The sequence below is a fragment of the Streptomyces griseosporeus genome, assembly GCF_014656055.1.
Lineage (GTDB): Bacteria > Actinomycetota > Actinomycetes > Streptomycetales > Streptomycetaceae > Streptomyces > Streptomyces griseosporeus.
In genome coordinates this window covers 391624-415972 of record NZ_BNBR01000005.1, presented here as the reverse complement: position 1 = coordinate 415972, position 24349 = coordinate 391624, and the positions used below count along the sequence as shown (strand labels likewise).

Annotated in this window: 22 protein-coding genes and 1 pseudogene; 11 read left to right on the top strand and 12 right to left on the bottom strand. The window is 73.2% G+C overall.

The window, feature by feature from the left end; all coding sequences use genetic code 11:
- Positions 1–29 precede the first annotated feature (29 nt).
- Genes IE308_RS24950 through IE308_RS24940 form a run of 3 tightly spaced genes read left to right on the top strand, consistent with a single transcriptional unit; the run spans position 30 to position 1120 of the window.
- Positions 30–287, top strand: a complete 258-nt coding sequence (locus tag IE308_RS24950) for an acyl carrier protein (RefSeq protein WP_110629346.1) — start codon at positions 30–32, stop codon at positions 285–287.
- A 1-nt stretch (position 288) separates the two neighbouring features.
- A complete protein-coding gene (locus IE308_RS24945) occupies positions 289–768 on the top strand; it encodes an SRPBCC family protein (protein WP_190219634.1) in 480 nt (159 codons plus the stop codon).
- 19 nt (positions 769–787) lie between these two features.
- Positions 788–1120, top strand: coding sequence for a TcmI family type II polyketide cyclase (locus tag IE308_RS24940; protein ID WP_110629344.1), 333 nt, complete (start codon positions 788–790; stop codon positions 1118–1120).
- Positions 1121–1216: 96 nt separating this feature from the next.
- On the opposite strand, the gene IE308_RS24935 is transcribed toward IE308_RS24940, so the two are convergent.
- Entirely contained in the window at positions 1217–2269 is a 1053-nt protein-coding gene (locus tag IE308_RS24935) for a methyltransferase (RefSeq protein WP_229909040.1), read from the bottom strand.
- A gap of 14 nt (positions 2270–2283) precedes the next feature.
- Complete coding sequence (locus IE308_RS24930) at positions 2284–3381, bottom strand: right-handed parallel beta-helix repeat-containing protein (RefSeq protein ID WP_190219633.1); 1098 nt, start codon at positions 3379–3381, stop codon at positions 2284–2286.
- Between the two features lie 283 nt (positions 3382–3664).
- Here IE308_RS24930 and IE308_RS24925 point away from each other — a divergent pair, with 283 nt between their 5' ends.
- Positions 3665–4954 (top strand): RNA-guided endonuclease InsQ/TnpB family protein, encoded by a 1290-nt coding sequence (locus tag IE308_RS24925; protein ID WP_229909039.1) that lies wholly within the window; start codon positions 3665–3667, stop codon positions 4952–4954.
- Here IE308_RS24925 and IE308_RS24920 read toward each other — a convergent pair.
- On the bottom strand, positions 4947–7097 hold the full coding sequence (locus tag IE308_RS24920; RefSeq protein WP_190219632.1) for a peptidoglycan recognition protein family protein: 2151 nt from the start codon (positions 7095–7097) through the stop codon (positions 4947–4949). The genes IE308_RS24925 and IE308_RS24920 overlap by 8 nt on opposite strands.
- 384 nt (positions 7098–7481) lie before the next feature.
- On the opposite strand from IE308_RS24920, the gene IE308_RS24915 reads away from it, so the two are divergent.
- The gene (locus IE308_RS24915; RefSeq protein WP_229909038.1) at positions 7482–10685 is read left to right on the top strand and encodes an FG-GAP-like repeat-containing protein; all 3204 of its coding nucleotides are present in this window, start codon (positions 7482–7484) and stop codon (positions 10683–10685) included.
- Positions 10686–10701: 16 nt separating this feature from the next.
- Here IE308_RS24915 and IE308_RS24910 read toward each other — a convergent pair whose 3' ends face one another.
- Both IE308_RS24910 and IE308_RS24905 read right to left on the bottom strand, forming a co-directional pair.
- A complete protein-coding gene (locus IE308_RS24910; RefSeq protein ID WP_229909037.1) occupies positions 10702–11001 on the bottom strand; it encodes a putative quinol monooxygenase in 300 nt (99 codons plus the stop codon).
- Positions 11001–12065: an aldo/keto reductase gene (locus IE308_RS24905; RefSeq protein ID WP_190219630.1), complete on the bottom strand. Its 1065-nt coding sequence runs from the start codon at positions 12063–12065 to the stop codon at positions 11001–11003. The genes IE308_RS24910 and IE308_RS24905 overlap by 1 nt, the downstream gene beginning before the upstream one ends.
- Before the next feature lie 154 nt (positions 12066–12219).
- On the opposite strand from IE308_RS24905, the gene IE308_RS24900 reads away from it, so the two are divergent.
- The 5 genes from IE308_RS24900 to IE308_RS24880 all read left to right on the top strand — a co-directional run bounded on the left by IE308_RS24900 (position 12220) and on the right by IE308_RS24880 (position 17235).
- The gene (locus IE308_RS24900) at positions 12220–13080 is read left to right on the top strand and encodes a helix-turn-helix transcriptional regulator (protein WP_190219629.1); all 861 of its coding nucleotides are present in this window, start codon (positions 12220–12222) and stop codon (positions 13078–13080) included.
- A 371-nt stretch (positions 13081–13451) separates the two neighbouring features.
- Positions 13452–14339 carry an ABC transporter permease gene (locus IE308_RS24895; protein WP_229909036.1) on the top strand — a complete coding sequence of 296 codons (888 nt, stop codon included), beginning with the start codon at positions 13452–13454 and terminating at the stop codon, positions 14337–14339.
- A 71-nt stretch (positions 14340–14410) separates the two neighbouring features.
- Positions 14411–15463 (top strand): taurine ABC transporter substrate-binding protein, encoded by a 1053-nt coding sequence (locus tag IE308_RS24890; RefSeq protein WP_190219628.1) that lies wholly within the window; start codon positions 14411–14413, stop codon positions 15461–15463.
- Positions 15450–16259 carry an ABC transporter ATP-binding protein gene (locus IE308_RS24885; protein WP_190219627.1) on the top strand — a complete coding sequence of 270 codons (810 nt, stop codon included), beginning with the start codon at positions 15450–15452 and terminating at the stop codon, positions 16257–16259. Before IE308_RS24890 ends, IE308_RS24885 begins: the two co-directional genes overlap by 14 nt.
- Before the next feature lie 64 nt (positions 16260–16323).
- Positions 16324–17235: a TauD/TfdA dioxygenase family protein gene (locus IE308_RS24880; protein WP_190219626.1), complete on the top strand. Its 912-nt coding sequence runs from the start codon at positions 16324–16326 to the stop codon at positions 17233–17235.
- A 75-nt stretch (positions 17236–17310) separates the two neighbouring features.
- On the opposite strand, the gene IE308_RS24875 is transcribed toward IE308_RS24880, so the two are convergent.
- The 4 genes from IE308_RS24875 to IE308_RS24860 all read right to left on the bottom strand — a co-directional run bounded on the left by IE308_RS24875 (position 17311) and on the right by IE308_RS24860 (position 19682).
- Positions 17311–17514 (bottom strand): cold-shock protein, encoded by a 204-nt coding sequence (locus IE308_RS24875; RefSeq protein WP_110629336.1) that lies wholly within the window; start codon positions 17512–17514, stop codon positions 17311–17313.
- A gap of 216 nt (positions 17515–17730) precedes the next feature.
- On the bottom strand, positions 17731–18105 hold the full coding sequence (locus tag IE308_RS24870; protein WP_110629335.1) for a MerR family transcriptional regulator: 375 nt from the start codon (positions 18103–18105) through the stop codon (positions 17731–17733).
- Positions 18106–18271: 166 nt separating this feature from the next.
- A complete protein-coding gene (locus IE308_RS24865; protein ID WP_190219625.1) occupies positions 18272–18949 on the bottom strand; it encodes a hypothetical protein in 678 nt (225 codons plus the stop codon).
- Positions 18950–19301: 352 nt separating this feature from the next.
- Entirely contained in the window at positions 19302–19682 is a 381-nt protein-coding gene (locus tag IE308_RS24860; protein WP_190219624.1) for a hypothetical protein, read from the bottom strand.
- Positions 19683–19891: 209 nt separating this feature from the next.
- Between IE308_RS24860 and IE308_RS24855 the strand changes: the two genes are divergently transcribed.
- A complete protein-coding gene (locus IE308_RS24855) occupies positions 19892–20113 on the top strand; it encodes a response regulator transcription factor (RefSeq protein ID WP_110629333.1) in 222 nt (73 codons plus the stop codon).
- 22 nt (positions 20114–20135) lie between these two features.
- On the opposite strand, the pseudogene IE308_RS24850 reads toward IE308_RS24855, so the two are convergent.
- The 3 genes and pseudogenes from IE308_RS24850 to IE308_RS24840 form a co-directional block, all read right to left on the bottom strand.
- Positions 20136–21349, bottom strand: a pseudogene (locus IE308_RS24850) (vWA domain-containing protein).
- The gene (locus IE308_RS24845; protein ID WP_190219623.1) at positions 21346–22560 is read right to left on the bottom strand and encodes an AAA family ATPase; all 1215 of its coding nucleotides are present in this window, start codon (positions 22558–22560) and stop codon (positions 21346–21348) included. The pseudogene IE308_RS24850 and the gene IE308_RS24845 overlap by 4 nt, the downstream one beginning before the upstream one ends.
- A 37-nt stretch (positions 22561–22597) precedes the next feature.
- Positions 22598–24265, bottom strand: coding sequence for a hypothetical protein (locus IE308_RS24840; RefSeq protein ID WP_190219622.1), 1668 nt, complete (start codon positions 24263–24265; stop codon positions 22598–22600).
- Positions 24266–24349: the final 84 nt, after the last annotated feature.

Genomic DNA, 24349 nt, shown 5'->3' with positions numbered 1-24349 from the left:
CCCCGAAGCGACGCAAGGAGAGAGACCCTATGAGTGACCGCATCACCCTGGAAGAGCTGTCCGAGCTGATGAAGAAGGCGGCCGGCGTCACCGTCGACCCCGAGGAGCTGGAGCAGCAGTACGACACCACGTTCGACGTCCTCGGCATCGACTCGCTCGGGCTGCTGGGCGTCGTCGGGGAGCTGGAGAAGCGTTACGGCGCCGCGCTCCCCCCGGATGCCGAACGGTGCAAGACGCCGCGGCAGTTCCTGGACATGGTCAACGGCGCTCTCGTGGCGGGGGCGTGACATGGCCGGGCACACGGAGAACGAGATCACCATCGCGGCGCCGCTCGACCTGGTCTGGGACATGACCAACGACGTGGCGAACTGGCCGAACCTGTTCAGCGAGTACGCCTCCGCCGAGATCCTCTCCCAGGAGGGGAACAAGGTCACCTTCCGGCTGACCATGCACCCGGACGAGAACGGCAAGGTGTGGAGCTGGGTCTCCGAGCGGGAGACCGACCGCGCCACGCTGACCGTGCGGGCCCGCCGCGTGGAGACCGGCCCGTTCGACCACATGAACATCCGCTGGACCTACGCGGAGGTGCCGGGCGGCACCCGCATGGTGTGGACGCAGGACTTCGCGATGAAGCCGGACGCCCCGGTCGACGACGACTGGATGACCGACAACATCAACCGGAACTCCAAGGTGCAGATGGCCCTGATCCGGGACCGCGTCGAGAAGGCCGCCGCCGAGCAGGGCCGCACGCCCGGCCTGAGCCGCTGAGCGGGACGGAGGACGAACCGTGCACCACACCCTGATCGTCGCCCGGATGGCCCCCGGCGCGGCACCCGACATCGCGAAGATCTTCGCCGAGTCCGACCGGGGCGAACTGCCGCACCTGGTGGGCGTCTCCCGGCGCAGCCTCTTCCAGTTCCAGGACGTCTACCTGCACCTCATCGAGTCCGAGCGGGACCCGGGCCCGGCCATCGCCAAGGCGGCCGGACACCCCGAGTTCCGGGACGTCAGCGACCGGCTGTCGGCCTACGTCAGCGCGTACGACCCGGAGACCTGGCGGTCCCCGAAGGACGCGATGGCGCACTGCTTCTACCGCTGGGAGCGCGACGGCACCGCCTGACCCTCCCCTACGGCACGCCTGACCCTCCCTACGGCACCGACCGCCCCGCCCGCGCGCACAAGCGGGCCCGGCGGTCGGTGCCGTTGTGCGGGGCCGTCAGGCCGGCACCGTGCAGTCGAAGGCGTGCAGGTACGGGTTGACCGCACCCACGGCGTCGATGACGAGGCCCGCCTCGGTCAGCCGGGACGACATGCTCTGCGTGGTGTGCTTGGCGCCGCCGACGTTGAGCAGGAGCAGCAGGTCCATCGCCGTGCTGAAGCCCATCGACGGCGTGTCGTCGACGAGGTTCTCGATGACCACGACCCGGGTGCCCGGGCCGCCCGCCTCGATGACGTTGGCGAGGCAGCGCGCGGTGGAGTCGTCGTCCCACTCCAGGATGTTCTTGATGACGTAGACGTCGGCGCGCACCGGTACGGCCTCCCGGCAGTCGCCGGGCACGATCCGCACCCGGTCGGCGAGCGCGCCGCCCGGCCGCAGCCGCGCGTCGGCGTTCTCCACCACCCGCGGCAGGTCCAGCAGCGCCCCGGTCATCGCGGGGTACTTCTCCAGCAGGCTGGCGAGCACATGTCCCTGGCCGCCGCCGATGTCGGCGACCGAGGAGGCGCCCGACAGGTCGAGGAACGCGGCGACGTCGAGCGCGGACTGCGTGCTGGACGTCGTCATGGCCCGGTTGAAGACGTCGGCCGACTCGGGCGCGTCCTCGTTCAGCCAGGGGAAGAACTCCTTGCCGTACAGGCCCTCGACGACGTTGCGGCCGGTGCGGACCGCCTCGTCGAGCAGGGGCCAGGCGTCCCAGGTCCACGGCTCGGTGCACCACAGGGCGATGTCGCGCAGGCTGTGCGGGTCGTCCTCGCGCAGCAGCCGGGACATGTCGGTGTGGGCGAACGTGCCGTCGGGCCGTTCGGTGAACACGCCCCGGCAGGCCAGTGCGCGCAGCAGCCGGCGCAGCGGCTTCGGCTCGGTGCGGACCGCGGCGGCGAGGGCCTCCGCGCTCAGCGGCGTGTCCCCGAGGGCGTCGGCGACCTTCAGCCGGGCGGCGGCGCGCAGGGCGGCGGCACCGGCCGCGCCGAACACCAGCTCGCGCAGCCGCATCGCGGGCGGCGGGCCGGCGGGTGCGGCCGTCTGCGGGGTGGGGGTGGTCGTCGTCATGGGACGGGCTCCCGTCAGCACATCCCCGCCGGGCGGGAGGCCCGGCAGGTGTTGCCCTCGAAGGTGTTGTGCAGGCCGGTGTCGGTGTTGACGAGGTCGGCCGGGGCGTTGTCCGCGAGGCGGTTGCCGCTGATCCGGTTGTCGTCGCCGGTGACGCCGACGAAGCTCTTGAACAGCACGATCCCGCCGGACAGCGGGGAGGCGCCGGCGTTCTCCCGGACGTCGTTGCCGGTGACGAGGACCTTCTCGGTGCCGGTCAGGACGATGCCGGAGCCCTGCAGGGCGGGCAGCCGGTCGGTCTTCGGGCAGGACTTGTTGTTGCGCAGGACCTGGTTGTCGCGCACGGTCAGCGCGCCGGCCTTCGGCTTGTTCTCGTCGCCTACGACGAACACGCCCGCGCAGTTGCCGGTGAGGAGGTTGGCGGCGACGGTCAGGTTGCGCAGCCGCCGTACGGTGACGCCGATGCGGTTGCCTTCGAGGCGGTTGCGCTCGACGAGCGTGCCGTGGGTGTCGGCGGCGCCTTCCTCGGCCTTGATGGTGTTGGCGAGGAACACGCCCGCGTCGCCGTTGTCGCGGACGGTGTTGTGGCGGATCAGGGTGTGCACCGAGCGCTCCACCGAGATGCCCCACACGCCGTTCTTCACGGAGGTCACGTTGCGAACGGTCAGGCCCTCGCTGGCCATCGCGAACACACCGGAGCGGGCGAAGCCGGTGACCGTCAGGGCGGCGACGGTGACGTCCTCGACGTCCTTGTCCTTCGTCCCGATGACGCAGATGCCGTTGCCGCTCTCGGCGCAGCTCACCGTGGCGCGGGGGGCGCGGGTGCCGGTGGCCGTCTGGGTGACGGGCGTGCTGCCGGGCCGGATCACGGTCTCCCGGCCGGTGCCGCGCAGGGTGATGCCGGGTGTGGTGACCGTCACGCTCTCCCGGTAGGTGCCGGGGAGCACGAGGACGGTGTCGCCGGACTCGGCGGCGTCGACCGCCTGCTGGATCGACTGGCCGGGGTGGACCAGGTGGACGGAGTGCCGCGCGCTGGCGGGGGCGGCGGCGCCGAGGCCGCCGGCGAGGAGCGCCGCGCCGCAGAGCAGATAGGCGAGTAGTCGCTTCGTCATATCAGGCACGTTATGCCCGCTTTGTCCAGCTCTGGCTGCACCACGCCGCCAAGGCAAGGGCCCCGTGCGCCTTCCGGCGGCACGGGGCCCGTCGCTCACGCTCTTGCCGCTACCCGGGATGGCTGTGCTCCTGGCCGTCAGGCCGGGGTGAAGCGAGTCCCGTGGTCGCGACACGGAGCGTCCCGGTGGCGTTCCGGCGGAGTCGGCCCCTGCCCGTGAAGGTGATGGATCGCTCATATGTTCCCGATGACGACGCGGGTTCGACGTTCCTAGCATCATCGTCATGCAGCTGCGGTACGCCTTCAGGTTGTACCCCGACGCCGCTCAGCAGGCCGCGCTGGCGAAGGCGTTCGGGTGCGCTCGCGTCGTGTTCAACGACGCGGTCCGCGCCCGTGAGAATGCGCGAAAGGCCGGGCAGCCGTTTCCGACGGCCGGTGAGCTGTCCCGGAAGCTGATCACCGAGGCGAAGCGGACGAAAGAGCGGTCCTGGCTGGGTGAGGTCTCGGCGGTGGTGCTCCAGCAGTCCCTGCGGGACGCCGAGAGCGCATACCGAAACTTCTTCGCCTCCCTCAAAGACACCCGCAAGGGCCCGAAAGTGGGCGCGCCTCGCTATAAGTCCCGCAAGGACGCCCGGCAGTCGGTCCGGTTCACCGCCAATGCCCGCTGGGGCATTACCGACAGTGGCCGTCTGAACCTGCCGAAGATCGGCGCGGTCAAAGTGCGGTGGTCCCGCACCCTGCCCGCCACCCCGACCTCCGTCACCGTCCTCAGGGACGCGGCGGGCAGGTACTTCGCCTCCTTCGTCGTCGACACCGACCACGCCGCCGACACCGCAGGGATGCCCGCCACCGACCGCACCGTCGGCATCGACCTCGGCCTCATCCACTTCGCCGTCCTGTCCGACGGCACGAAGATTGGCTCCCCGCGCTTTCTACGGCGCGCGGAGAAGAAGCTGAAGAAAGCCCAAAGGGAACTGTCCCGCAAACAGAAGGGGTCGAAGAACCGAGCGAAGGCCCGCCTGAAGGTCGCCCGCGCCCACGCCAAGGTCGCCGACGCGCGCCGTGAATTCCACCACCAGCTCTCCACGAAGCTGATCCGCGAGAACCAAGCAATCGCCGTGGAGGACCTGTCGGTGGCGGGACTGGCCCGCACGAAGCTGGCCAAGTCCGTGCACGACGCCGGCTGGGCCCAGTTCCTCAGCATGCTGCAGTACAAAGCCGCCCGGTACGGCCGCGTCCTGGTGAAGGCCGGCCGGTTCACACCGACCTCCCAGACCTGCTCCACCTGCGGCGCCGTGGACGGACCCAAACCTCTCCACGTGCGGGAGTGGACCTGTAGCGGCTGCGGCGCTGTCCATGACCGGGACACCAATGCCGCGATCAATGTGAAGACGGCCGCCGGACTGGCGGTATCGGCCTGCGGAGCGCCGGTAAGACCCGGAGTAATCCCGGCACAGCGCGAAGAAACAGGAAGCCACGGATTCCCGACCGGAAACCGTGCCGCTGGCGCGGCACAGGAACCGGTCGGGAAGGCCAGAATCCTCGCCCTTCAGGGCGAGGAGCATGTCAATTGATGTAGACGAGGCCGTCCGTCGTGATGGTGGGCCGGCCGCTGGTGCCGACGACCACGATCTTCACCGTGTGCTTGGCACTGCTCGACCAGGTCTTCGTCCAGATCGCCTGCCGGTACAGGGTGCTGGAGTACTTCAGGTCGATCGTGGAGACCTTCACCCCGTCGACGTACACGTACGCCTGCCCCGAGGTCGACGCCCGCGAGACCACCCAGGAGGCGGAACGCCCGGTGAACGTCCAGCTCAGGCTGGCCCCCTTGGAGCCGCTGGAGTACGACTTGCCGCCCAGGTAGCTGGTGGAGGAACGGGCCGTCCACGTACCGGTCTTCACCGCGGAGGTCTCCTGGAGGATGACCGGCGTGTAGGCGGCGGACGCGGTGCGGTAGTTGCCCGCGACGTCGTACGCCGTCAGCGACCAGGTGGAGGCCGTACCCGAGTTCGACGTGCGGTTGTTCGCGGTCCAGGTCGGCCCGAACACCGCCGTCTGCGGCGACGTCAGCCGCGTCTCCTTCAGCGCCTTGTCGTCGGTCGCCTTCCAGCCGAGCGTCACCGGCACGGCCGTCGTGTTGACGGTGCCGGTCCGCAGGGACAGCGTCGGGTTGGCGGTGAAGACGGGCGCGGTGGTGTCGGCGACGACGGTCAGCGCGGCGGTGGCCGTGGTCTTGCCCGACTGGTGCACGGCTTGCACGGCGACGCTGTGGCTGCCTGCCGGCAGGGTCACGCTCGCGGAGGTCGCCGTACCGGCGGCGGTCGCCGCCACCTTGCCGTCGACCAGCAGGTCGAAGCTCTTGATGAGCGAGCCGGGCGTGGTGGCGGACCACTTCACGCTGATCGCGCCCTTGGTGTAGTACGTCGACCCGGACAGCGCGGCACCGCCCACCGAGGCCACCTTCAGCCCCTGCACCGGGCCGGACGCCCAGGCGCGGATGGTCGGCAGCTGCGCGTACAGGCCGTCACCCGGGCACTCGGAGTTGTAGCCGTCGCGGTGCGCGGAGATCCGCTGGAAGGTGTACAGGTTCCCGGCGGTGAAGCTGGCCTTCATGTAGTTGGTCTGCGTGGCACCGGACTTGAGCTGCACGGTGGTGGCCGGGTCGGCGTTGTACTGGCCGAGCTTCCAGGCCGCGATCCGGGCGACGGAGGCCAGCGCCCCGTTGGACGCACCGGCGGTGGCGTAGTCGCCGAGGACGGCGACACCGGCGGACTCCCGGTTCCAGCCGTAGGTGTGCGCGCCGAGCACGGGCAGGTCGACGCCGCCCTTGCGGCCCTCGAAGATCGTGCCGCACTTGTCGACGAGGAAGTTGTAGCCGATGTCGTTCCAGCCGTTGCCGCCCTTGTCGACCGGCGTGGTGTGGTACGCGTAGATGCCGCGCACGATCGCCGCCGAGTCGGTGCACTCGTAGGGGGCGCCGTCCGTGTGGTGCACGAACACGGCCTTCACGTCGGCGTTGTACTCCGACGGGTCGGGGCTCAGCGACTCGTCGGCACCCCACTGGGCGCGCGAGACGATGTCCGGCTTCGGCACGGTGGACGGCCGCGGGGTCGGCGTGGTGGCGGTCGCCGTGGGCGTGGGCGTCGGCGAGGGCGTCACGTCGGCGGCGAACGCGGCCGGCTCGGCGACGAACCCGGCGGGCTCGGCCGCGGCGGCCTTCGCCTCGGCGTTGGTCACCACACCCGGGTCGACCAGGGTCGTCTTCAGCCCCGGCGGCAGCGCGGCGGCACTGCCGTCCTCGTGCAGCACCTGCGCCTCGATGCCGTCGGACGGTCCGACCCACAGCGGCTCGGACGCGCCGCGCATGCCCGGCTCCGGGTCCTCCAGCGGGTCGGTGTCCACCTCCAGGTCACGCCAGGCGCTCCACTCACCGGTCTCCAGGCTGCGCGTGCGCACCTGCGCCCGGCCGTCGAGCTTGCGGGTGACACCCGTCCAGGTGACGCCGACGAGCGAGAACTGCTGGGTCTCGGTGCGCGGCAGCTCCCGCTTGCCGGCCGCGGTCCCCTTGAGGGCGAGGCTGAAAACCTTCACCGGCCGCTTGGCCTGTCCCACGGCGTCCCCGTCGGAGGAAGGGCTGGCCACGGCGTAGGAGACCACTCCCCCACCACCGAGGACGACCGCCCCGAGCGTCAGCCACGCCCGGCGCTTGAAGCTCAACGGTCTGTACGCATGCGACGTACGACGACTCACGACAAATCCACCCCGGCACAGGGCCGTCACGGCCCACAGAGAAAGGTCAGAAGAGGCACACCGGTGCCACACGGGCCACACCGTTCACAGGGGTGGCTCACCGTATTCAGCGCCACAAGGGCGCCTCACGTCACGGGAAACGGCACTTCAGTGGCGTAGATCACTTCCGCGTCGGTCATGAACATGCTGTTAGGCTCGCCGTCACGCGCGTGGGGGGAACGGCCGGGGGGCCGGAGTGAGAAGGCGCGGCGCACAGCCGCAGGGTCCCGCCATGCCCTCTTCTCGTCTCCAGGAGGAACGGTGGCCCGACTCCGCCGACGCCGGCCCAGACCGGTCCGTCATTCACGTCCCGTGCGCACGGCGGTCGTCGTCGCCGCGGCCCTCGGGCTGAGCCTGCCCCTCGTCCCGCTCACCGCCGCGCCGTCCACGGCCGCCACCGCCGCGGGCGAACTGGTGCTGCCCGCCGCACCGCGCGCGGTGCCCCGGTACACGCAAATCCTCGACGCGGGCACCACGGGCTTCCTGTGGACCCAGGAGGGCGACGACCGGTTCCTGTGGACGGAGTACGCCACAGGCACCACTACGGCGCTGCAGCAGCGGCTCGATGTGTCCATCACCTACCGGATCCAGGACGGCGGCACCTACAACGCGGCCTCGTACGGGACCGGTTACTACGGCCGCGGCTCCGACACGGTCGCCCTCTACTCGGAGGAGAACGCCGAAGTCACCCTGCAGAAGGGGGCCGGCACCTCGGGCGGGACCACCGTGGTGCCGGTGCCCGAGGGACACGAGTACGCGGGCACCTTCGGCGACACCGTCCTCACCCGGCGCCTGGGCGACTACCACCTGTGGCGGGCCCAGGACGGCGGCGTCACCGAGACACCGATCACCGGGGTACCGGCCGACGTGACCGGCTTCTCCGCCGTGGAGGACGGCGACGCACGGTCCGTCATCCTCCGCTACACCACCGGCCAGGACGACCAGACCACCCACCACTGGGGCCTCGTCGACCTCGCCACCGGCGCCTACACCCCGCTGCCCGACACCGCCCCCGCCGACTCCTGGGAGGTGCAGGGCTTCCAGCTGAGCGCCACCACGGTGCTGCGGCTGCGCCCCGGACGCGGCAAGGCCGACCTGTACGACCGCGCCGACCTCACCGCCGCGCCCCGCACCCTGGAGACCAGCTCCCTGACGTACCAGGCCGCGTACGGCGTCGCCGGCCACACCCTGCTCGGCGTCGAGCCCATGTCCCCGGGCGACGACCGCTACCGGGGCCAGCCGCTGTTCGCCCTCACCCCCGACGGCACCGGCACGCAGCTGACCACCGTCATGGACCCGGCCGCCCACCAGCTCGTCCAGGCACCCGACGGCTCCGTCCTCGTCGCCGGCGCCGCGCAGTACGTCGAGCAGGGCGACCTCGACTGGGGCGTGTACCGCGTCGCCCAGGCCGCCGACGGCACCGTCACCCGCAGCCGGCTGACCACCGTCCAGCCGATGCCCGCACAGATCCACGGCCTGTCCCTCGGCAGCGGCATCCTCACCACGGCCGACAACAGCACCGCCTACGCACCGGCCACCATCATCGGCGCCTACCGCAGCACCTGGCTCACCACGAGCGGCACGCCCGGCGTCACCGGCCGCAGCGTGGACGGTCTGGTCAGCGGCCGGGACGGCGACCTCTGCACCAACGAGTCCACCCCGCGCTGCATCCGGATGTTCGCCGACGGCACCGGCCGCCACGGCCGCGAGAACGCCACCGAGCAGGACGCGACGATGCTGCGCGCCAATGGCACCACCGGCTGGGGCCCCACCCTGGAGACGGGTGACAGCGGGCCCGCGCTGAAGGACCTCAGCGGCCGTTACGCGATCGTCGACGGCGTCACCTCCGGCAAGCAGTACATCGGCGAGTTCGTCACCGGCGCACCCGGGAAGGTGCTCCAGCAGCGCACCCGGGTCGCCGCCGCCGTGTGGGGCAACACCCTGTGGAGCGGCGCCACGGCCGGCGGCACGGTCACCGCCACCCGGCTGCCCGCCGGCACCGCTGTCGAGTCCTTCACCACCCGCAACGGCTGCACCCCGTCCACACTCCAGGCGGTGGGCCGCTGGGTGTACTGGTCGTGCGAGGACACCTGGGGCGATGGGCTCGGCTCGGGCGTGTACGACCGGACGACCCGGCGCACGTCCACCGCCCCCGGCGGCCCGGTCCTCCTCGGCGACGGCTACCTCGTCCAGTACGTGCCCGGCACCCAGTCCGTCAGCGGCCTCAAGCTCATCGACCTGCACGGCGGCCTGCCGACCACCGGCGACCAGGCCGACCTGCCCAGCCGTCTCCTCGCCGGCTGGACCCAGCTGCACTTCCCCTGGGGGTACAGCCAGGTACGCACCGGCTGGACGGTGGACCGCTTCGGCGGCGCCGTCGCCTACGCCGACGAGGAACAGCGCGTCCACATCGTGCCGACGGGCGTCCCCACCTCCGCGCTGACCGCGATCGACAGCGCGGTCACGGCACGGACGGCGGGCTTCTCCGGCACCTGGTGGCTGTCCAAGCCGGCCGGGGCGTGGACGCTCTCCGTGCGGGACAAGGCGACCGGCGCCACCGTCCGCACGCTGACCGGCGCCTCGGCCCGCGGTCTGCTGACGGCGGCCTGGGACGGCAAGGACACGACCGGACGCCTCGTCACCAACGGCACCTACACCTGGACCCTCACCGCCCAGCCCGCCGACGGGCAGGGCGCCGCGCTGTCCCTGTCCGGCACGGTCCGGGTGACGGCCGGATCCGCCGCACCGCGCGACTACGCGGGCAGCGACGGAGTCGGCGACCTGGTCACCCTCAACTCCTCCGGCGGCCTCACCGTCCAGCAGGGCACCGGCACGGGCACGCTGGGCGGCAAGGTGTCGGGTGCGGGCTGGCCGACCAGTGCGCGGTTCGTGCCGTACGGCGACCTCAGCGGTGACCGGTGCAACGACCTGCTGGTCCGGCTGAGCAGCGGCGAGCTGAGGGCCTACCGGCCGGGCTGCGGCAAGGCGGCGACGCCCGCGACGCCGTACACCTCGCTCGGCACCGGCTGGAACCAGTACGACGTGCTGACCTCGCCGGGCGATGTCAACGGCGACCGCCTGCCGGACCTGGTCACCCGCCAGAAGTCCACCGGCGACATGCACCTCTTCCGTGGTGCGTCCACGGGCAAGCTCGCCGCACCCGTCCGGCTCGCCACGCACTGGACCGGCTACAAGAAGATCATCGGCGCGGGCGACCTGAACGGTGACGGCCGTGGCGACCTGCTCGTCCAGGACACCTCCAACGAGCTGTGGCGCTACGACGCCAACCCCACGGGCACGGGCGGCTTCCGTCCCCGGGTGAAGGTCTTCGACGACTGGGGGGCCACGTACAACGCCGTCGTCGGCGTCGGTGACTTCACCGGCGACGGACGGGCGGACCTGGTCTCCCGGGACACCTCGGGCACCCTGTGGCGCAACAACGGCAACGGGAAGGGGTCCTTCGGCGGCCGCACCCGGATCGCCACCGGATGGCAGGCCTATACGGCCGTGATGTGACCCGCGCGGCCCCGTCCTAGTCACCCAACACCCGCACCACCCCCTCCCGCACCGGCTCCGCCAGGACCAGTTCCAGGACCCGGGTCAGATGGCGGTGGTGCGGGGTCGTGGTGTGGTGGGTCAGGGCCGTGCGGTCGGTCCACTCGGTGAGGGTCAGCATGTGCGCGGGGCGGTTGGGGTCGGCGTACGTCCGGTAGGCGAGGCAGCCGGGCTCCTCCAGGGAGGGCTCGATCATCGCCTCCAGGGCCGTGCGCAGGCGGTCCTCGCGGCCGGGGGCGGAGACGTACTCCGCGAGGACCGTCAGCGTCGGCGCCACTACGGGCGGGCCGGGCCCGTGCCCGCGCCGGACGTGGTGATGGCGGCGGCGATCTCGTCGAGGTCGGCCGGTGTCAGTTCCAGCGCGCCCGCACCGGTCCAGCCGTCGACCTGTGCGGGCCTGCGCGCGCCGACGATGGCGCCGGTGATGCCCGGCCAGGCCAGCACCCAGGCGATGGCGACCTCCGCGACGGTGGCGCCGTGCCGGGCCGCGACGGGCCTGAGCGCCTCGGCCAGGCGCAGGTTGGCGTCGAGCCGGGTGGTGAAGTCGGCGTGGGCGGTACGCCAGTCGCCGGCGGGCAGGCTCGCCACGCGCTCGGCGGAGAAGGTGCCGGTGAGCAGGCCGGACTGGAGCGGCGAGTAGACGATGACGCCGGTGCCGTGCGCGGCGGCCCAGGCGATCTCGTCGGCGGCCGAGCGGTTGATCGCGGAGAACGGCGGCTGGACCGCGTCGACGTGCGCGACCTTCTCGGCGCGGTCCAGCAGGTCGGGCGTGTGGTTGGACAGCCCGATCGCGCGGACCTTGCCCTCGGCCCTGAGGTCGGCCATCACCTGCCAGTACTCCTCCAGCGGGGTGGCGTTGGGGGAGACCGCGCCGGAGCCCTGGCCGACGTACTCCAGGGACTCGCCGGTGTCGGGCCAGTGCACCTGGTAGAGGTCGATGTGCTCGACGCCGAGGCGGCGCAGCGAGTCCTCGACCTCACGGCGCACGGACTCCGGCTTCATGATCCGCCGCGGGGCGGCCGTCGGGTCGGCCGGGTCCCAGACGAGGCCGACCTTGGTGAAGACGTAGGGCCGCTCGGACGCGGGCAGCCCGGCGATCGCCCGGCCGACGAGTTCCTCGGAGTGGCCGAGCCCGTACACGGCGGCGGTGTCGATCCAGTTGACGCCGGAGGCGACGGCGTGCCGGATCGCGGCGACGGACTCGTCGTCGTCCGTGTCGCCCCAGCCGAACGTCCAGTTGGACCCGGACACCGCCCAGGAGCCGAAGCCGACACGGGAGATGTCCATGCCGGTGGTGCCGAGGGGGAGGGTGGGGATCGGGTGGTCGTGGTGCGTGGCCATGTGGCTGTGCTCCTGCGGGAGTCGGGGTCCGGGGCGCCGAACGGCCCCGGTGACCACCACTGTGGTCGCGTCCTGCGGTCCCACCCAGTGCCGTCCCGTGCCTGGGCACGGCATGACCAGGCAGCGGGGCGGGGCGGGCGTCGATACTGGGCGCATGACACTCGACCGGCGTGCCGAACTGGGGGAGTTCCTGCGGTCCCGACGGGCCCGGCTGCGGCCCGAGGAGCTGGGGCTGCCGGACTACGGGGGACGCCGCCGCGTGCCGGGGCTGCGCCGCGAGGAGCTGGCCCGCCTGGCCGGCGTCAGCGTCGACCACTACGTACGGCTGGAGCAGGGCCGCACCCTGCACTTCTCCGCCGAGGTCCTGGACGCCGTCGCCCGCGCGCTGCGGCTGGACGAGGTGGAGCGCGCGCACCTGCACCGGCTGGCCCGCCCCTGGTCCGGCCCCGAACCCGGCACCGACCCGGCCCCGCCGCAGGAGGTACGGCCGGGGCTGCGGCGCCTGCTGGACTCCTCCGAGGTGCCCGCGTACATCGTCGGCCGGGGCACCGACGTCCTCGCCTGGAACCGGCTCGCCGCCGCGCTGATCACCGACTTCGGCGCGCTGCCGCCGCGCATGCGCAACCTCGCCCGGCTGGTCGTCCTCGACGAGGGCATGCGCGAGCTGTACGCCGACCACCCCGGCAAGCTGCGGGACGTGGCCGCCTACCTCCGCCTCGACGCCGCCCGCCACCCCGGCGACCCGCGCACCGCGCGCCTGGTCGACGAACTCGTCGAGGTGAGCGAGGAGTTCCGCGCGGCCTGGGACGAACACGGGCTGAAGGACAAGACCCACGGCCGGTACGTCTACCGGCACCCCGTCGTCGGCGAACTCGACCTCGGCTTCGAGACCCTGCGCCTGCCGGACGACCCCGACCAGGCCCTCATCGCCCACACGGTCGAGGAGAACTCCCCGTCGGAGACCCGGCTGCGGCTGCTGGCGAGCTGGGCGGAGCGCGCGGTGCCGACGGGCTGACCGCCCCGCCCGCCCCGCACCCCCTCGCCCCTCGCCGCCTCGTCCCACGCGGTGTTCCAGCAAGTGGGACGGCTGTTGGCCGGGCGCGGCGGCTGCTGTAGAAATGGGCCCCATGAATCACGAGCCCTTGGTGCGACGCCTGGTCATCGACCTGTGCCGACGCCCGGCTGCGTGTTGTTGATCCCCAGCCGCCTTCTGCCGCTGATCTCCTGCCGCTGACCGCCGTACGCGCGGACCGCTGACGTCTGCCGCGCGCGGCGGCGTTGTCCTGCGGCGGTTTCCCGTCCCCGCTTCCAGCGGTGTCCCCAGGGTCGTCGTCCGTCCTGCCGACCCGCGTTTCCCCGCCCTCCGGCGCTTCTTGGAGGCCGCCCGTGTCCTCGCCATCCTCCCTGTCCCCGCCCGACTCCCCCACCGCCCCGCCCCCGCCCGGCGGACCGGCCGAACGACGCCGTCCCCGCCTCCTCGCCCGCCTCACCGCACGGGTCCGCCGCAGCGCCCTCCCCCTCGCCTCACTCCTGCTCTTCCTCGCCCTGTGGCAGCTCGCCGCGGCCGGCGGCACCTGGAGCGAGACGCTTCTGCCGCCGCCCGCGAAGGTGTGGGACGCCTTCGTCGACGTCTCCACCACCCACGACGGCGTCCGCGGCTACAACGGCACCACACTCGTCGAACACCTGGGCATCAGCCTGCGCCGCATAGCGTTCGGCGCCGGCCTCGGCATCGCGGCCGGGGTGCTGCTCGGCCTGCTCATGGGCACCGTCGGCCCGCTGCGGTCGCTGTTCGAGCCGTGGATCACTTTCCTGCGGACGCTGCCGCCGCTGGCGTACTTCTCGCTGCTCGTCATCTGGCTCGGCATCAACGAGGAGCCGAAGGTCACGCTGCTCGCAGTGGCGGCCTTCCCGCCGGTCGCCGTGTCCACCACCACGGCCGTGGCCGCCGTACCGAGGAGCCTGGTGGAGGCGGCCCGGGCCCTCGGCGCCTCCCGGCGGGACGTCGTCAGGGACGTCGTCCTGCCCTCCGCCCTGCCGGAGACACTGACCGGCATACGGCTGGCCGTGGGCGTCGCCTACTCGTCCCTGGTCGCCGCCGAGCTGGTCAACGGCCTGCCCGGCATCGGCGGCATGGTCAAGGACGCCGCCAACTACAACAACACCCCCGTCGTGCTCGTCGGCATCATCGCCATCGGCGTCTCCGGCCTGATCATCGACGGCCTGCTGCTGCGGCTGGAACGCGCGGCCGTCCCCTGGCGCGGACGCACCTGACCCGCGAGCCGCCCCGCCGGCCATCCCCCCGCGCACACCCTCCCGTACCCCCGAACAGAAACGGACCCGTCATGTCCCGTCCGCTGCCCGCCCCCTCCCGTCGCCTCCTGCTCACCGGTGCCCTCGCCGCCGCCTTCTCCACGGCCGTCACAGGCTGCTCCAGCGACAGCGAGGCCTCCGCCGGCGGCGGGAGACGGCTGCGCATCGGCTACTTCGCCTTCCCCAGCGGCGACCTGATCGTGAAGCGGAGAAAGCTGCTGGAGAAGGCCCTGCCGGAGCACGACGTCAGCTGGATCAAGTTCGACTCGGGTGCCGGCGTCAACCAGGCCTTCCTCGGCAGGTCGCTGGACATCGCCGCCCTGGGGTCGAGCCCGTTCGCCCGCGGGATCTCCGGCTCCTCCCCGATCCCGTACAAGGTGGCGTGGATCCTCGACGTGGCCGGCGAGAACGAGGCGCTGGTCGCCCGCAAGGACACCGGGATCACCGGCGTCGCCGGCCTGAAGGGCCGCACGGTCGCCACCCCGTTCGCCTCGACCTCGCACTACAGCCTGCTGGCGGCGCTGGAACGCGCCGGTCTGCGGGCCTCCGACGTCAAGCTCGTCGACCTCCAGCCGCAGGCGATCCTCGCCGCCTGGCAGCGCGGGGACATCGACGCCGCCTACGTCTGGCTGCCCACCCTGGACGAACTCCGCAAGGACGGCACGCAGTTGGCGAGCAGCAAGGAGATCGGCGCTGCGGGCAGGCCGACGCTGGACCTGGCCGTCGTCTCGGACGACCTGATCGCCCGCGACCCGCAGGTGATCGACACCTGGCGGAAGGTGCAGGCCGAGGCGCTGCGGCTGCTGAAGTCCGACCCCGACGGCGCGGTGCGGGACGTCGCCGCCGAGCTGAACATCCCCGCGGCCGACGCGCGGGCCCAGCTCGACCAGGGCGTCTTCCTCACCCCGGAGCAGGTGGCCTCCGCCGACTGGCTGGGCACCGACGGCACTCCCGGCCGGCTCCTGTCGTACGTCACCGACACCGGCCGCTTCCTGGCCGGCCAGCGCCAGATCGACGCGGCTCCGTCCCCGGACGCCGTCCGCAAGGCCTTCCACCTGAAGGGGCTGCCCGATGTCCTCAAGTGAGGCCCCCGGCAAGCTCGCCGAGCGCTCCGCAGCGGCACCGCGGGCCGCCGTGCACCTCGACCGGGTCGTCCACCGGTACGGCGAGGTCACCGCCGTCGGTCCGGTCGACCTGACCGTGCCCGCGGGCGAGTTCCTCGTCCTCGTCGGCGCCTCCGGCTGCGGCAAGAGCACGCTGCTGCGGCTGATCGCCGGGTTCGAGCGGCCCACGGAGGGCTCGGTGCGCGTGTCCGGCGACGAGCCCCGGCCGGGGCGGACGGCCGGGGTGGTCTTCCAGTCCCCGCGGCTGTTCCCCTGGCGGACCGTGCGGGGCAACGTCGACCTCGCGCTGCGGTACGCGGGCGTCGAACGCGCCCACCGGGCCGCGCACCGGGCGGAGTTGCTGGCCCGCGTCGGCCTGGAGGGTACGGAAGGGCGGCGGACCTGGGAGATCTCCGGCGGGCAGCAGCAGCGCGTCGCCATCGCCCGCGCCCTCGCCGCCGAGCACCCGCTCCTGCTGCTGGACGAGCCGTTCGCGGCGCTGGACGCGCTGACCCGGGAGCGGCTCCAGGAGGACGTCCGCCGGGTGGCCGCGCAGACCGGCCGCACCACGGTGTTCGTCACGCACTCGGCCGACGAGGCGGTGTTCCTCGGCTCCCGCATCGTCGTGCTGACCAAGGCGCCCGGGACGGTGGCCCTGGACCTGCCGGTCCCGCTGCCCCGGGACGGCGTCGACGCCGACGAGCTGCGGGAGTCACGGGAGTTCGCGGAGCTGCGGGCCCGGGTCGCGCACGCGGTGAAGTCGGCCGCGGCGCCCTGACCCCGCCGTACGACCCGCCGTACAGGCCCGGCGTACCCCCACCCCTGACGAAAGGACCGAACCCATGACCACCACCACTGCCTCCGCCACCGCGCCTTCCACGTCCACCGCCCTGCCCCGCCTGCCCCTCGTCGAACTCGGCCCGCACTTCGGCGCCGAGATCCACGGCATCGACCTCGCCCGCGTCACCGACGACGAGGTCCGTGCGCTCCGCGCGGCGCTGGTGCGGTACAAGGTGCTGTTCGTCCGCGGCCAGCACGGCCTGGACGACGCCGCGCAGATCGACTTCGGCCGCCGGCTCGGCGAGATCACCGCCGGGCACCCGGTGCACGACTCCGGTGACGTGCCGCCCGAGGTGTACTCCCTGGACAGCCAGGACAACGGCTTCGCGGACGTGTGGCACACGGACGTGACGTTCGTCCGCCGCCCGCCGGCCGTCTCCGTGCTGCGGGCCGTGGTGCTGCCGCCCACCGGAGGCGACACCAACTGGGCGGACAGCCAGCTGGCCTACGAGTCGCTGTCACCGGGCCTGCGCGCCCACATCGACACCCTCACCGCCGTCCACGACGGCACCCGCGAGTTCGGCTACTACCTCGCCCAGCGCCGGCAGGGCCGCGGGAACGTGTGGGAGGGGGAGGTGTTCACCGAGCTGGCGCCGGTGGAGCACCCGGTCGTGCGCGTGCACCCGGAGAGCGGCCGCAAGGGCCTGTTCGTCAACCCGGGTTTCACCTCGCACATCGTCGGTGTCTCCGAGCACGAGAGCCGTGGCCTGCTCGACATCCTGTACGCCCACCTGACCAAGCCGGAACACGTCGTACGGCATCGCTGGCAGCCGGGTGACGTGGCCCTGTGGGACAACCGCAGCACGGCCCACTACGCCAACCGGGACTACGGCGACCAGCACCGGGTCATGCACCGCATCACCCTGCGCGGGGACGTGCCGGTGGGGCCGGTGAAGCCGCGCGGCACGGCGTGATCCGTACAGGATCCGTACACGGAAAAAGCCCCGCACACGAGGTGTGCGGGGCATTTTCAGGCGCTGAGCCAGGGATCAGGCGGGGATGATGTTCTCCGCCTGCGGGCCCTTCTGGCCCTGCGTGACGTCGAAGGTCACCTTCTGGCCCTCCTGGAGCTCACGGAAGCCCTGGGTGGCGATGTTCGAGTAGTGGGCGAAGACGTCGGCGCCGCCGCCGTCCTGCTGGATGAAGCCGAAGCCCTTTTCGGCGTTGAACCACTTGACAGTGCCAGTAGCCATGTCATTTCTCCTCAGGCAGTGCTGGAGACCCGCACCTCGCGGGCCTCCTCATCGCTGCGATGATCACCTGCCTGGAAACCCAGTGACATAAAACGGCAACCACAACTGCAACTGCTATCGACCCTAGCACGGAAAAACACGGACGGTGGGGAAGGAAAAGGAGAGGCGAGCCACAGTGAAAATGCCGCCGAAAACCTGCTCCGGCGGTGACAGATTTCAGGCTCCGGATTCTTCTGATTCCCCGGCCGTGCGCCGCAGCTCCCGGTTGGCGCGCTCGGCGTCGGCCAGCCGGTCCTCCAGGCCGATGATCCGGCAGGCGGCCTCGATCGGGGTGCCCTGGTCGACGAGTTCCCGGGCCCGTACGGCGAGCCGCAGCTGGTGCCGCGAGTAGCGGCGGTGGCCGCCTTCCGACCGGCTCGGCACGATCAGCCGGGCCTCCCCGAGCGCGCGCAGGAAGCCGGGCGTGGCGCCGACCAGCTCCGCTGCCCGGCCCATGGTGTAAGCGGGAAAATCGTCGTCGTCGAGCAGGTCGCCGGCGTCGGGACGTCCGTCGCCGGGCCGGCTCTCCGGCAGTCGGTTCTCCGAGGACATGCACACCTTCCCGCGGGCCGCTTTTCCGGACGGCCCGCCGCGGGGTGGGCACCCCGCAGGAAAACCCTAGTCGCCCGCGCGGAAAATCTCCCGCGGCGGGGGGAGATACCGGCGGGTCGCGCCGACGGCGGGCACGGATCCCGGTGTCACCGGACCGGCGGGCGGCTCAACGGGTGACGAGTGTCAGGACCCGCCACGGGAACGCCGGCAGGGCCGTCCCCGGCGCGGTGTCCTCCTCGACGTACCGCCACCCCCACCCGCACAGGGCCGTCAGCGTGGCGGTGTCGGTGCGGTCCACCAGCGTCACCCCGGCCGCGGCGCCGTGGTCGGCCAGCAGCCGGGTCTGCAGGCGCCGGGCGAGGTTCCAGTCGGCGTCGCGGTGCCGGGTGCACACCTCGGGCGCGACGAGGATCCTGGCGACGGCGAAGAGCCGCCCTTGCGCGCCGAGCCGGGCCAGGTCGGCGGGCAGGTACCGGTCGAGGCCGCGCCACCAGGAGGCGTGGCCGGTGACCGGGAAGCCGTAGGCGCAGCCGGTGAGCACCGCGGCGCCCCGCGTCCCCGCCGCCGCCTGGACGGTCCCGCCCGCCGGCGTGTCGTCCTGTGTCCCGCACATCTCGGCGACCAGCAGCGCGAAGCCGGGCCGCCGCGCGTCGGCCGCCAGGCGCCGCTGGAAGAGCAGGCGCCCCCGGGTGACCTCCCAGGACGGGCCGCCCTGCGTCGCCGCGTACAGGTCGCCGAGGTCCTGCATACGGTCCTCCAGCCGGCGCCGGTTGAGCGGGAGGACCTGCTCGGCGCGCAGCGGCGACGGCCCCCGTTCCTGCGGGACGGGCACATGCACGCTCATGGGACTGACCTGCCCCCGGGCGCGGACGGGTCCGGCCCGGCGTCGTCGATCACCGGGGGCGGCGGCGGTGGGGAACCGCCGCGCGGAAGGTCCCCGGCTCCTTCACGGTACTCCCGGGCCACCCGGCCACGGCCGTCCCGGCGGGCCCCGGTCAATCCGGCGGGGCGGAGCGACTCTTTCGGTGGACGGGACGCGCGGCGGGGCATGGCTCGTCGAGACAGGCAGGCGAATTCCGTATCCGAAGTGGAATTGCCGCCGCTGTTCCGTCCGCTGGAATCAGCGATTCAAGCGATTCATCCGCATGCCACAGCGCCGATTTCCGGTGCGGAAGCACCGCCCACCCCCGGGCGCCTCACCCGGCCGTCCGGTCGACCCCGCCCGTTTCCCACCAGGTCCCGTTCTCACGCCGCTCGTACGACTCCCGCGCCCGGGCCAGCCAGGCGTCCAGGTCGGCCGCCATCGAGGGGAAGCGCTCCTTCAGCGGAGCCGCCAGCTCGGCCAGCTCCTCGAACGTCTCGTACAGGTACGTGCCCTCCGACAGGGCCGCCGCCACCGCCACCCGGAAGGGATCGCCGCAGGTCATCCACTGCCTGGCGACCTCCCGCAGCCGGACGCCGGAGGCGATGTCGACGATCCAGGCCATCGACTCCAGCTGCTCGGCGACATAGCCGGGGGGCACGTTCGCCGCCCGGTGGTCGACCAGGAAGTCCATGACGTCCTCGATACCGGCCAAACCCCTTCCCCTCCCCTGTGACGCGCCTGTGACAGTCGGCGGACACCGTCATGAAGTCCGGCAGCCAATCTATTCATACGAGGTCAAAGCATCCCGAAACGGACAGCCGCCGCAGGCAGCCGCACCGGACAGCTTCCCTCTCTGCTCACGAGGGTGTGGGCAGCGCTCCCCCGCCGACCGCCGAATCTCGACGCCCGCCGGAGTTTCCCATGAGCCTCACCCTCACCCCCGCCGCCCCCGCCACCGCCCTCGCCCCCCGTGAGCGCGAGACCCTGCGGCACATCGCCGCCGGCCGGACCTACCTCCAGACCGCCCGTCACATGGGCCTGTCCAAGCACACCGTCGACGCCTACCTGCGCCGTATCCGCGCCAAGCTCGACATCACCACCACCGCCGAGCTGACCCGCGTGGCCATCGCCCTCGGCCTGTGAGCTGGGCCCGCAGGAAGGGGGGCTACCCGATCCGAACCACCCGCGCCCACTCCGGCGGACCCGCCCGCCAGCCGTCCCTCTCCGTCTCGCGCGGCGGGCGCGGGAACAGGCCCACCACCGTCCGGCACGGCGGGCGCCGCGGCCACGGGGTCTGGCCGTCGGTCAGCGCCACGATCACGTCGGGGCGGGTGCGCAGGGCCTGGTCGAAGCCGGTGCGCAGGTCCGTCCCGCCCCCGCCGATCAGCTCGATGCCCTCCGCCTGGCACAGGGGCCTGGCCAGCCGGCCGCCGCGTCGCACGAGACCACGCTCACCTGGTCGCGCCGGCCGCCCACCGCCCGCCCGATCGCCGCCACCTCCAGCAGCGCGCTGCCCAGCTCCGCGTCGCTGACCGAACCGGACGTGTCGATCACCACGCACACCCGCGGCGGCCTGCGCCGCAGGCTCGGCAGGACCGCGCCCGGCACGGACGCCGCGCGACGCGAGGGACGGCCGTAGCTGTAGTCGTCGCTCGCGCCGGAGGCGGCCGCCGCCGAGCGGAGCGCCGCGCCGAGCAGCTCCCGCCAGGGCTGCGGCGGGTGGAAGGCCTCCTCCGCCCAGCGCCGCCAGCCCTCCGGCGCGGTCCCGGGGCGGCCGGTGATCGCCTGGGCGACGCGGAAGCGGACCCCGTCCCGCTCCTGCTCGCTCAGCCCCCGCGCCCCGTCGGGGCCGAGGTCCCAGTGCCGGGACAGTCCGTCGGCGCCGCTGCCGCAGTCCAGCCAGGCCAGGCCCTCCGTGCCCGGGCCGAGCCGGAACTGGCGCAGGTAGTCCTCCATCAGCTCGCCCGCGGGCAGGTCCAGCATGCGGGGGACGACGGCGCCCTTCGGGCGGGCGAGCCCGTCGCCGTACACGTCGTCGTTGATCTCCAGGTCCGCGGCGATGTTCATCCGCAGCCGCTTCCCCGCGCCGGTCAGGCCCCGCTGCCGGGCGACCCGGTCGCTGCGGGTGTGGTGGTCGCGCAGCAGGTGGGACACCTCGTGCACCCACACCCCGGCCAGGTCCGCCACGGTCATCGACGCCACGAACGCCGGGGAGACATAGCAGCGCCAGTGCCGGTCCACCGCCATCGTCGGCACGTCCCGCGACTCCACCACGTGCAGCGCGAACAGGGCCGTCGCCAGGTACGGCCGCACCCGCACCGCGTGCAGCCGCGCCGCGTACAGCTTCTCCAGGTCCAGCTCACCCACCGTCCCCTTCATCGCCGCCCCGCCACCGCCCGGTCCGCCCGCTGCGACAGGTTCACCACCCCGGCCAGCCGCTCGATCGCCGGCGGTACGTCCCAGTCCTCCCGCCGCAGCGAGGCGAGCGTCGTCGCGGGTACGACGACCAGATCCGGGGCGCCCGTCTCCAGCGCCCGGACCAGCAGCGCCCAGGCGGCGTCCCAGCGGGCCCGGTCCGGTCGGGCCCGTACCGCCGCGACCACGCCGTCCAGGGCCGCCTGCCGCAGATCGCCCCGCTCCGGCAGCTCGGCGCCCGCCGGGTCGGCCAGCAGGTCCTCCGGGTCGGGCAGGTCCATCCGGTCCAGCGCGGCCAGCAGCTCAAGGCCGGGGCCGTCCCCGACCGCGCCCCTGACCAGCAGTGACAGCACGTCCCGGGAGGAGCCGGCCGCCGTCGCGAAGGCGATCAGCCGGACGGTCGCCTCCCAGCTGCGGGGCGACGGCCAGGCCCCGCCCCGCTGGGTGTCGTTGCCGGGCAGCCGGTGGACGAGGGCGGGCCGTACCGCGAGCAGCCCGGTGACCGCGCGCCGGGCAAGGTCCACGGCCTCGGCGAGCCGCTCCGGGTCGAGGCGGGGCAGGGTCGCCCGGGGCCAGGTGCCGCCCAGGCCCCGTACGACGACCTCGTGGTCGTGGGCCCACCGCAGGTGCACGAACCGGTTGGCCAGCGGCGCGCTCAGCTCCCAGCCGTCGGCCGCCGAGGAGCGCGGGTTGGCGGCCGCCACGATCCGTACGCCGGGCGGCAGTTCGAGCGCGCCGACCCGCCGCTCCAGCACCAGCCGCAGCAGGGCCGCCTGCACGGCCGGCGGCGCGGTCGACAGTTCGTCGAGGAAGAGCAGACCGCGCCCGGCCCGCACCAGGCGGACGGCCCAGTCGGGCGGGGCCATCGGCACGCCCTGGGTGGCGGGGTCGTCGCCGACGACGGGCAGCCCGGCGAAGTCGGACGGTTCGTGCACGCTGGCGATGACCGTCGTCAGCGGCAGCTGAAGCTCCTCGGCGAGCTGGGTGAGCGCGGCGGTCTTGCCGATGCCCGGCTCGCCCCACAGCAGCACCGGCAGGTCGGCGGCTACGGCCAGGGTCAGGGCCTCCAGCTGCGGGTCGGGGCGCGGTTCGGTGGTGGTGTCGGCGAGCAGGGCCAACAGATCGGCGGCTACGGCCAGTTGGTCGGCAGGGGTGGGCAAGAGCGCAGAAGTCATGAGGGTCACCTGTGAGTGAGTCGGGGGAGGGCGCGCGTCAGCGGTTCACGCGCTGGGCGTGGTGGGCGTGGCGCACGCGGGACAGGGAGCGGGAACGGGCCTGCTTGCCCGAGCCGGAGCGCCGGGCGCCCGTGCGGCGCGGGTCCGCGTGCGGTACCGGGCCCGGCGGGTCCGCGAGCCCGGCCCGGAACAGGCCGTAGGCGACGAGACGCTGCGCCGCCGTCTCCAGTTCGTCGCGCAGCGCGCCGCCGCGCAGGACGGCGTCGGGACCGAGCAGGCCCTCCACGACGGCCAGCGCGCCGGTGAGGTCGCCGTGGTCGAGGCGTTCCCGGACGCCGGTGAGGCAGTCGGGGCGGCGGTGGGCGTCGTCGATGGCCTGGAGGCAGGGCAGCGGGGGTCCGCCGAGGGCGACGAGGAGGTCCTCGCGGCGGATCTCCTCCGGGGTGTGGTCCAGCGCGCTCAGCACCCCGTCGACCAGGCCGATCCGGTGCCGGGCGCCCCGGCAGTCGACGATCCGCGGCCCGCCCGGCGCGTCCGGCTCGCGCCGCGTGGCGGGCGCCCGGTGTCCCGGCAGCAGCGCCTCGGCGACCAGCGGGTGCAGGTCCCCGGCGTCGAGGAGTCCGGCCCGCAGCAGTTCGAGGTCGGGCAGCACGCGGACGGCGGCGTCGGGCAGCACGGGCAGCGCGGAGTGCCCGCGGTACGACGCCCACGGCACGGCGTCCACGAACTGTCCGGCCGGGCCGACGTCGAGGACGAGGCGCCGCCCCGCGCCGAGCCGCACGAGGACCGGCCCGGCGACCCGCCCCCGGTCCCGCAGGACGAGCAGCGCCTCATCGGCCCACCGCTCGACGGCGAGCCCGTCGGCGAAGGCATCCGGCAGCCAACTGCCGCTCCAGGATGACCAGTTAATGCCCGTACGACCGCCAACGGACGCCAGGTCGACACCCAGTGCACCGCCCAGCGCACCCGGCGCCTCCGGCAGCCCGCCGTCACACCCGACCGGCGGCCGACCGGGGCCCGCGCCGGGCCCCTCACCGAACGCCCTCGTCAGCCGACCACCGCCCCCGGACACCCGGTCGGCACCCCCAGGCACCCGACCACCGCCCCCGGACACCCCGTCGGCGCCCGGCCCGTCAGACGGCGCGCCGCCCGCCCTCACCCCCAACTCCCCCGCCCTGCGCGCATCCCACAGATGCCGGTGCAGGTCGAGGCGGAAGCGGCGGCTGGGGTGGGGGTGCGGATGCCCCCGCTCACCGGCAGAGGCGCCGGAACCGGCACGCCCCCCGTCCCACACCGCCAGGCTCATGCGCTGCCCGGCATCCGCCCAGGCAGGTGGGGTGCGGACGACCAGGTGTACCGGTGGGCCGCCGCCGTCCGGCTCGTACCGCGCCAGCGTCACCGTCAGCCCCGGTCTCAGCAGGCCGTCGGGGGCGATCCTCGGCATGTGCCAGCGCAGCAGGTCGGGGGCGAGATGGCGGAGGTCGGCGCGGATCCGGGCGGCGAGGTCGCGGCCGTGGGTGTGCGCCACGGAGCGCAGGCGCAGGTCGACGTCGATGCCCGCGGCGGCGCAGGCGCCGCCCCAGTCGCCGGTGCGGCGGCGTGCGGTCGCGGTCTCGATCACGGAGGGCGGCACGGCGTACCGGCGCACGCGCAGCCAGAGGGAGAGGCGGGAGTAGTCCTCGTTCGCGGTCTCAGGGGTGCCCATCAGCACTCACCTTGCGCGGACGGGACCCCCATTCTGTGAGTGGAGTGAGTCGTCATCGCCGGGGAGCGTAGCGCCCCGCGCCGC

Coding starts and splice junctions, on each gene's coding strand:
- IE308_RS24950 (WP_110629346.1), top strand. CDS start 30: ATGAGTGACCGCATCACCCTGGAAGAGCTGTCCGAGCTGATGAAGAAG.
- IE308_RS24925 (WP_229909039.1), top strand. CDS start 3,665: ATGCAGCTGCGGTACGCCTTCAGGTTGTACCCCGACGCCGCTCAGCAG.
- IE308_RS24945 (WP_190219634.1), top strand. CDS start 289: ATGGCCGGGCACACGGAGAACGAGATCACCATCGCGGCGCCGCTCGAC.
- IE308_RS24845 (WP_190219623.1), bottom strand. CDS start 22,560: ATGACTTCTGCGCTCTTGCCCACCCCTGCCGACCAACTGGCCGTAGCC.
- IE308_RS24855 (WP_110629333.1), top strand. CDS start 19,892: ATGAGCCTCACCCTCACCCCCGCCGCCCCCGCCACCGCCCTCGCCCCC.
- IE308_RS24840 (WP_190219622.1), bottom strand. CDS start 24,265: ATGGGCACCCCTGAGACCGCGAACGAGGACTACTCCCGCCTCTCCCTC.
- IE308_RS24870 (WP_110629335.1), bottom strand. CDS start 18,105: ATGTCCTCGGAGAACCGACTGCCGGAGAGCCGGCCCGGCGACGGACGT.
- IE308_RS24880 (WP_190219626.1), top strand. CDS start 16,324: ATGACCACCACCACTGCCTCCGCCACCGCGCCTTCCACGTCCACCGCC.
- IE308_RS24905 (WP_190219630.1), bottom strand. CDS start 12,065: ATGGCCACGCACCACGACCACCCGATCCCCACCCTCCCCCTCGGCACC.
- IE308_RS24865 (WP_190219625.1), bottom strand. CDS start 18,949: ATGAGCGTGCATGTGCCCGTCCCGCAGGAACGGGGGCCGTCGCCGCTG.
- IE308_RS24885 (WP_190219627.1), top strand. CDS start 15,450: ATGTCCTCAAGTGAGGCCCCCGGCAAGCTCGCCGAGCGCTCCGCAGCG.
- IE308_RS24875 (WP_110629336.1), bottom strand. CDS start 17,514: ATGGCTACTGGCACTGTCAAGTGGTTCAACGCCGAAAAGGGCTTCGGC.
- IE308_RS24930 (WP_190219633.1), bottom strand. CDS start 3,381: ATGACGAAGCGACTACTCGCCTATCTGCTCTGCGGCGCGGCGCTCCTC.
- IE308_RS24900 (WP_190219629.1), top strand. CDS start 12,220: ATGACACTCGACCGGCGTGCCGAACTGGGGGAGTTCCTGCGGTCCCGA.
- IE308_RS24935 (WP_229909040.1), bottom strand. CDS start 2,269: ATGACGACGACCACCCCCACCCCGCAGACGGCCGCACCCGCCGGCCCG.
- IE308_RS24890 (WP_190219628.1), top strand. CDS start 14,411: ATGTCCCGTCCGCTGCCCGCCCCCTCCCGTCGCCTCCTGCTCACCGGT.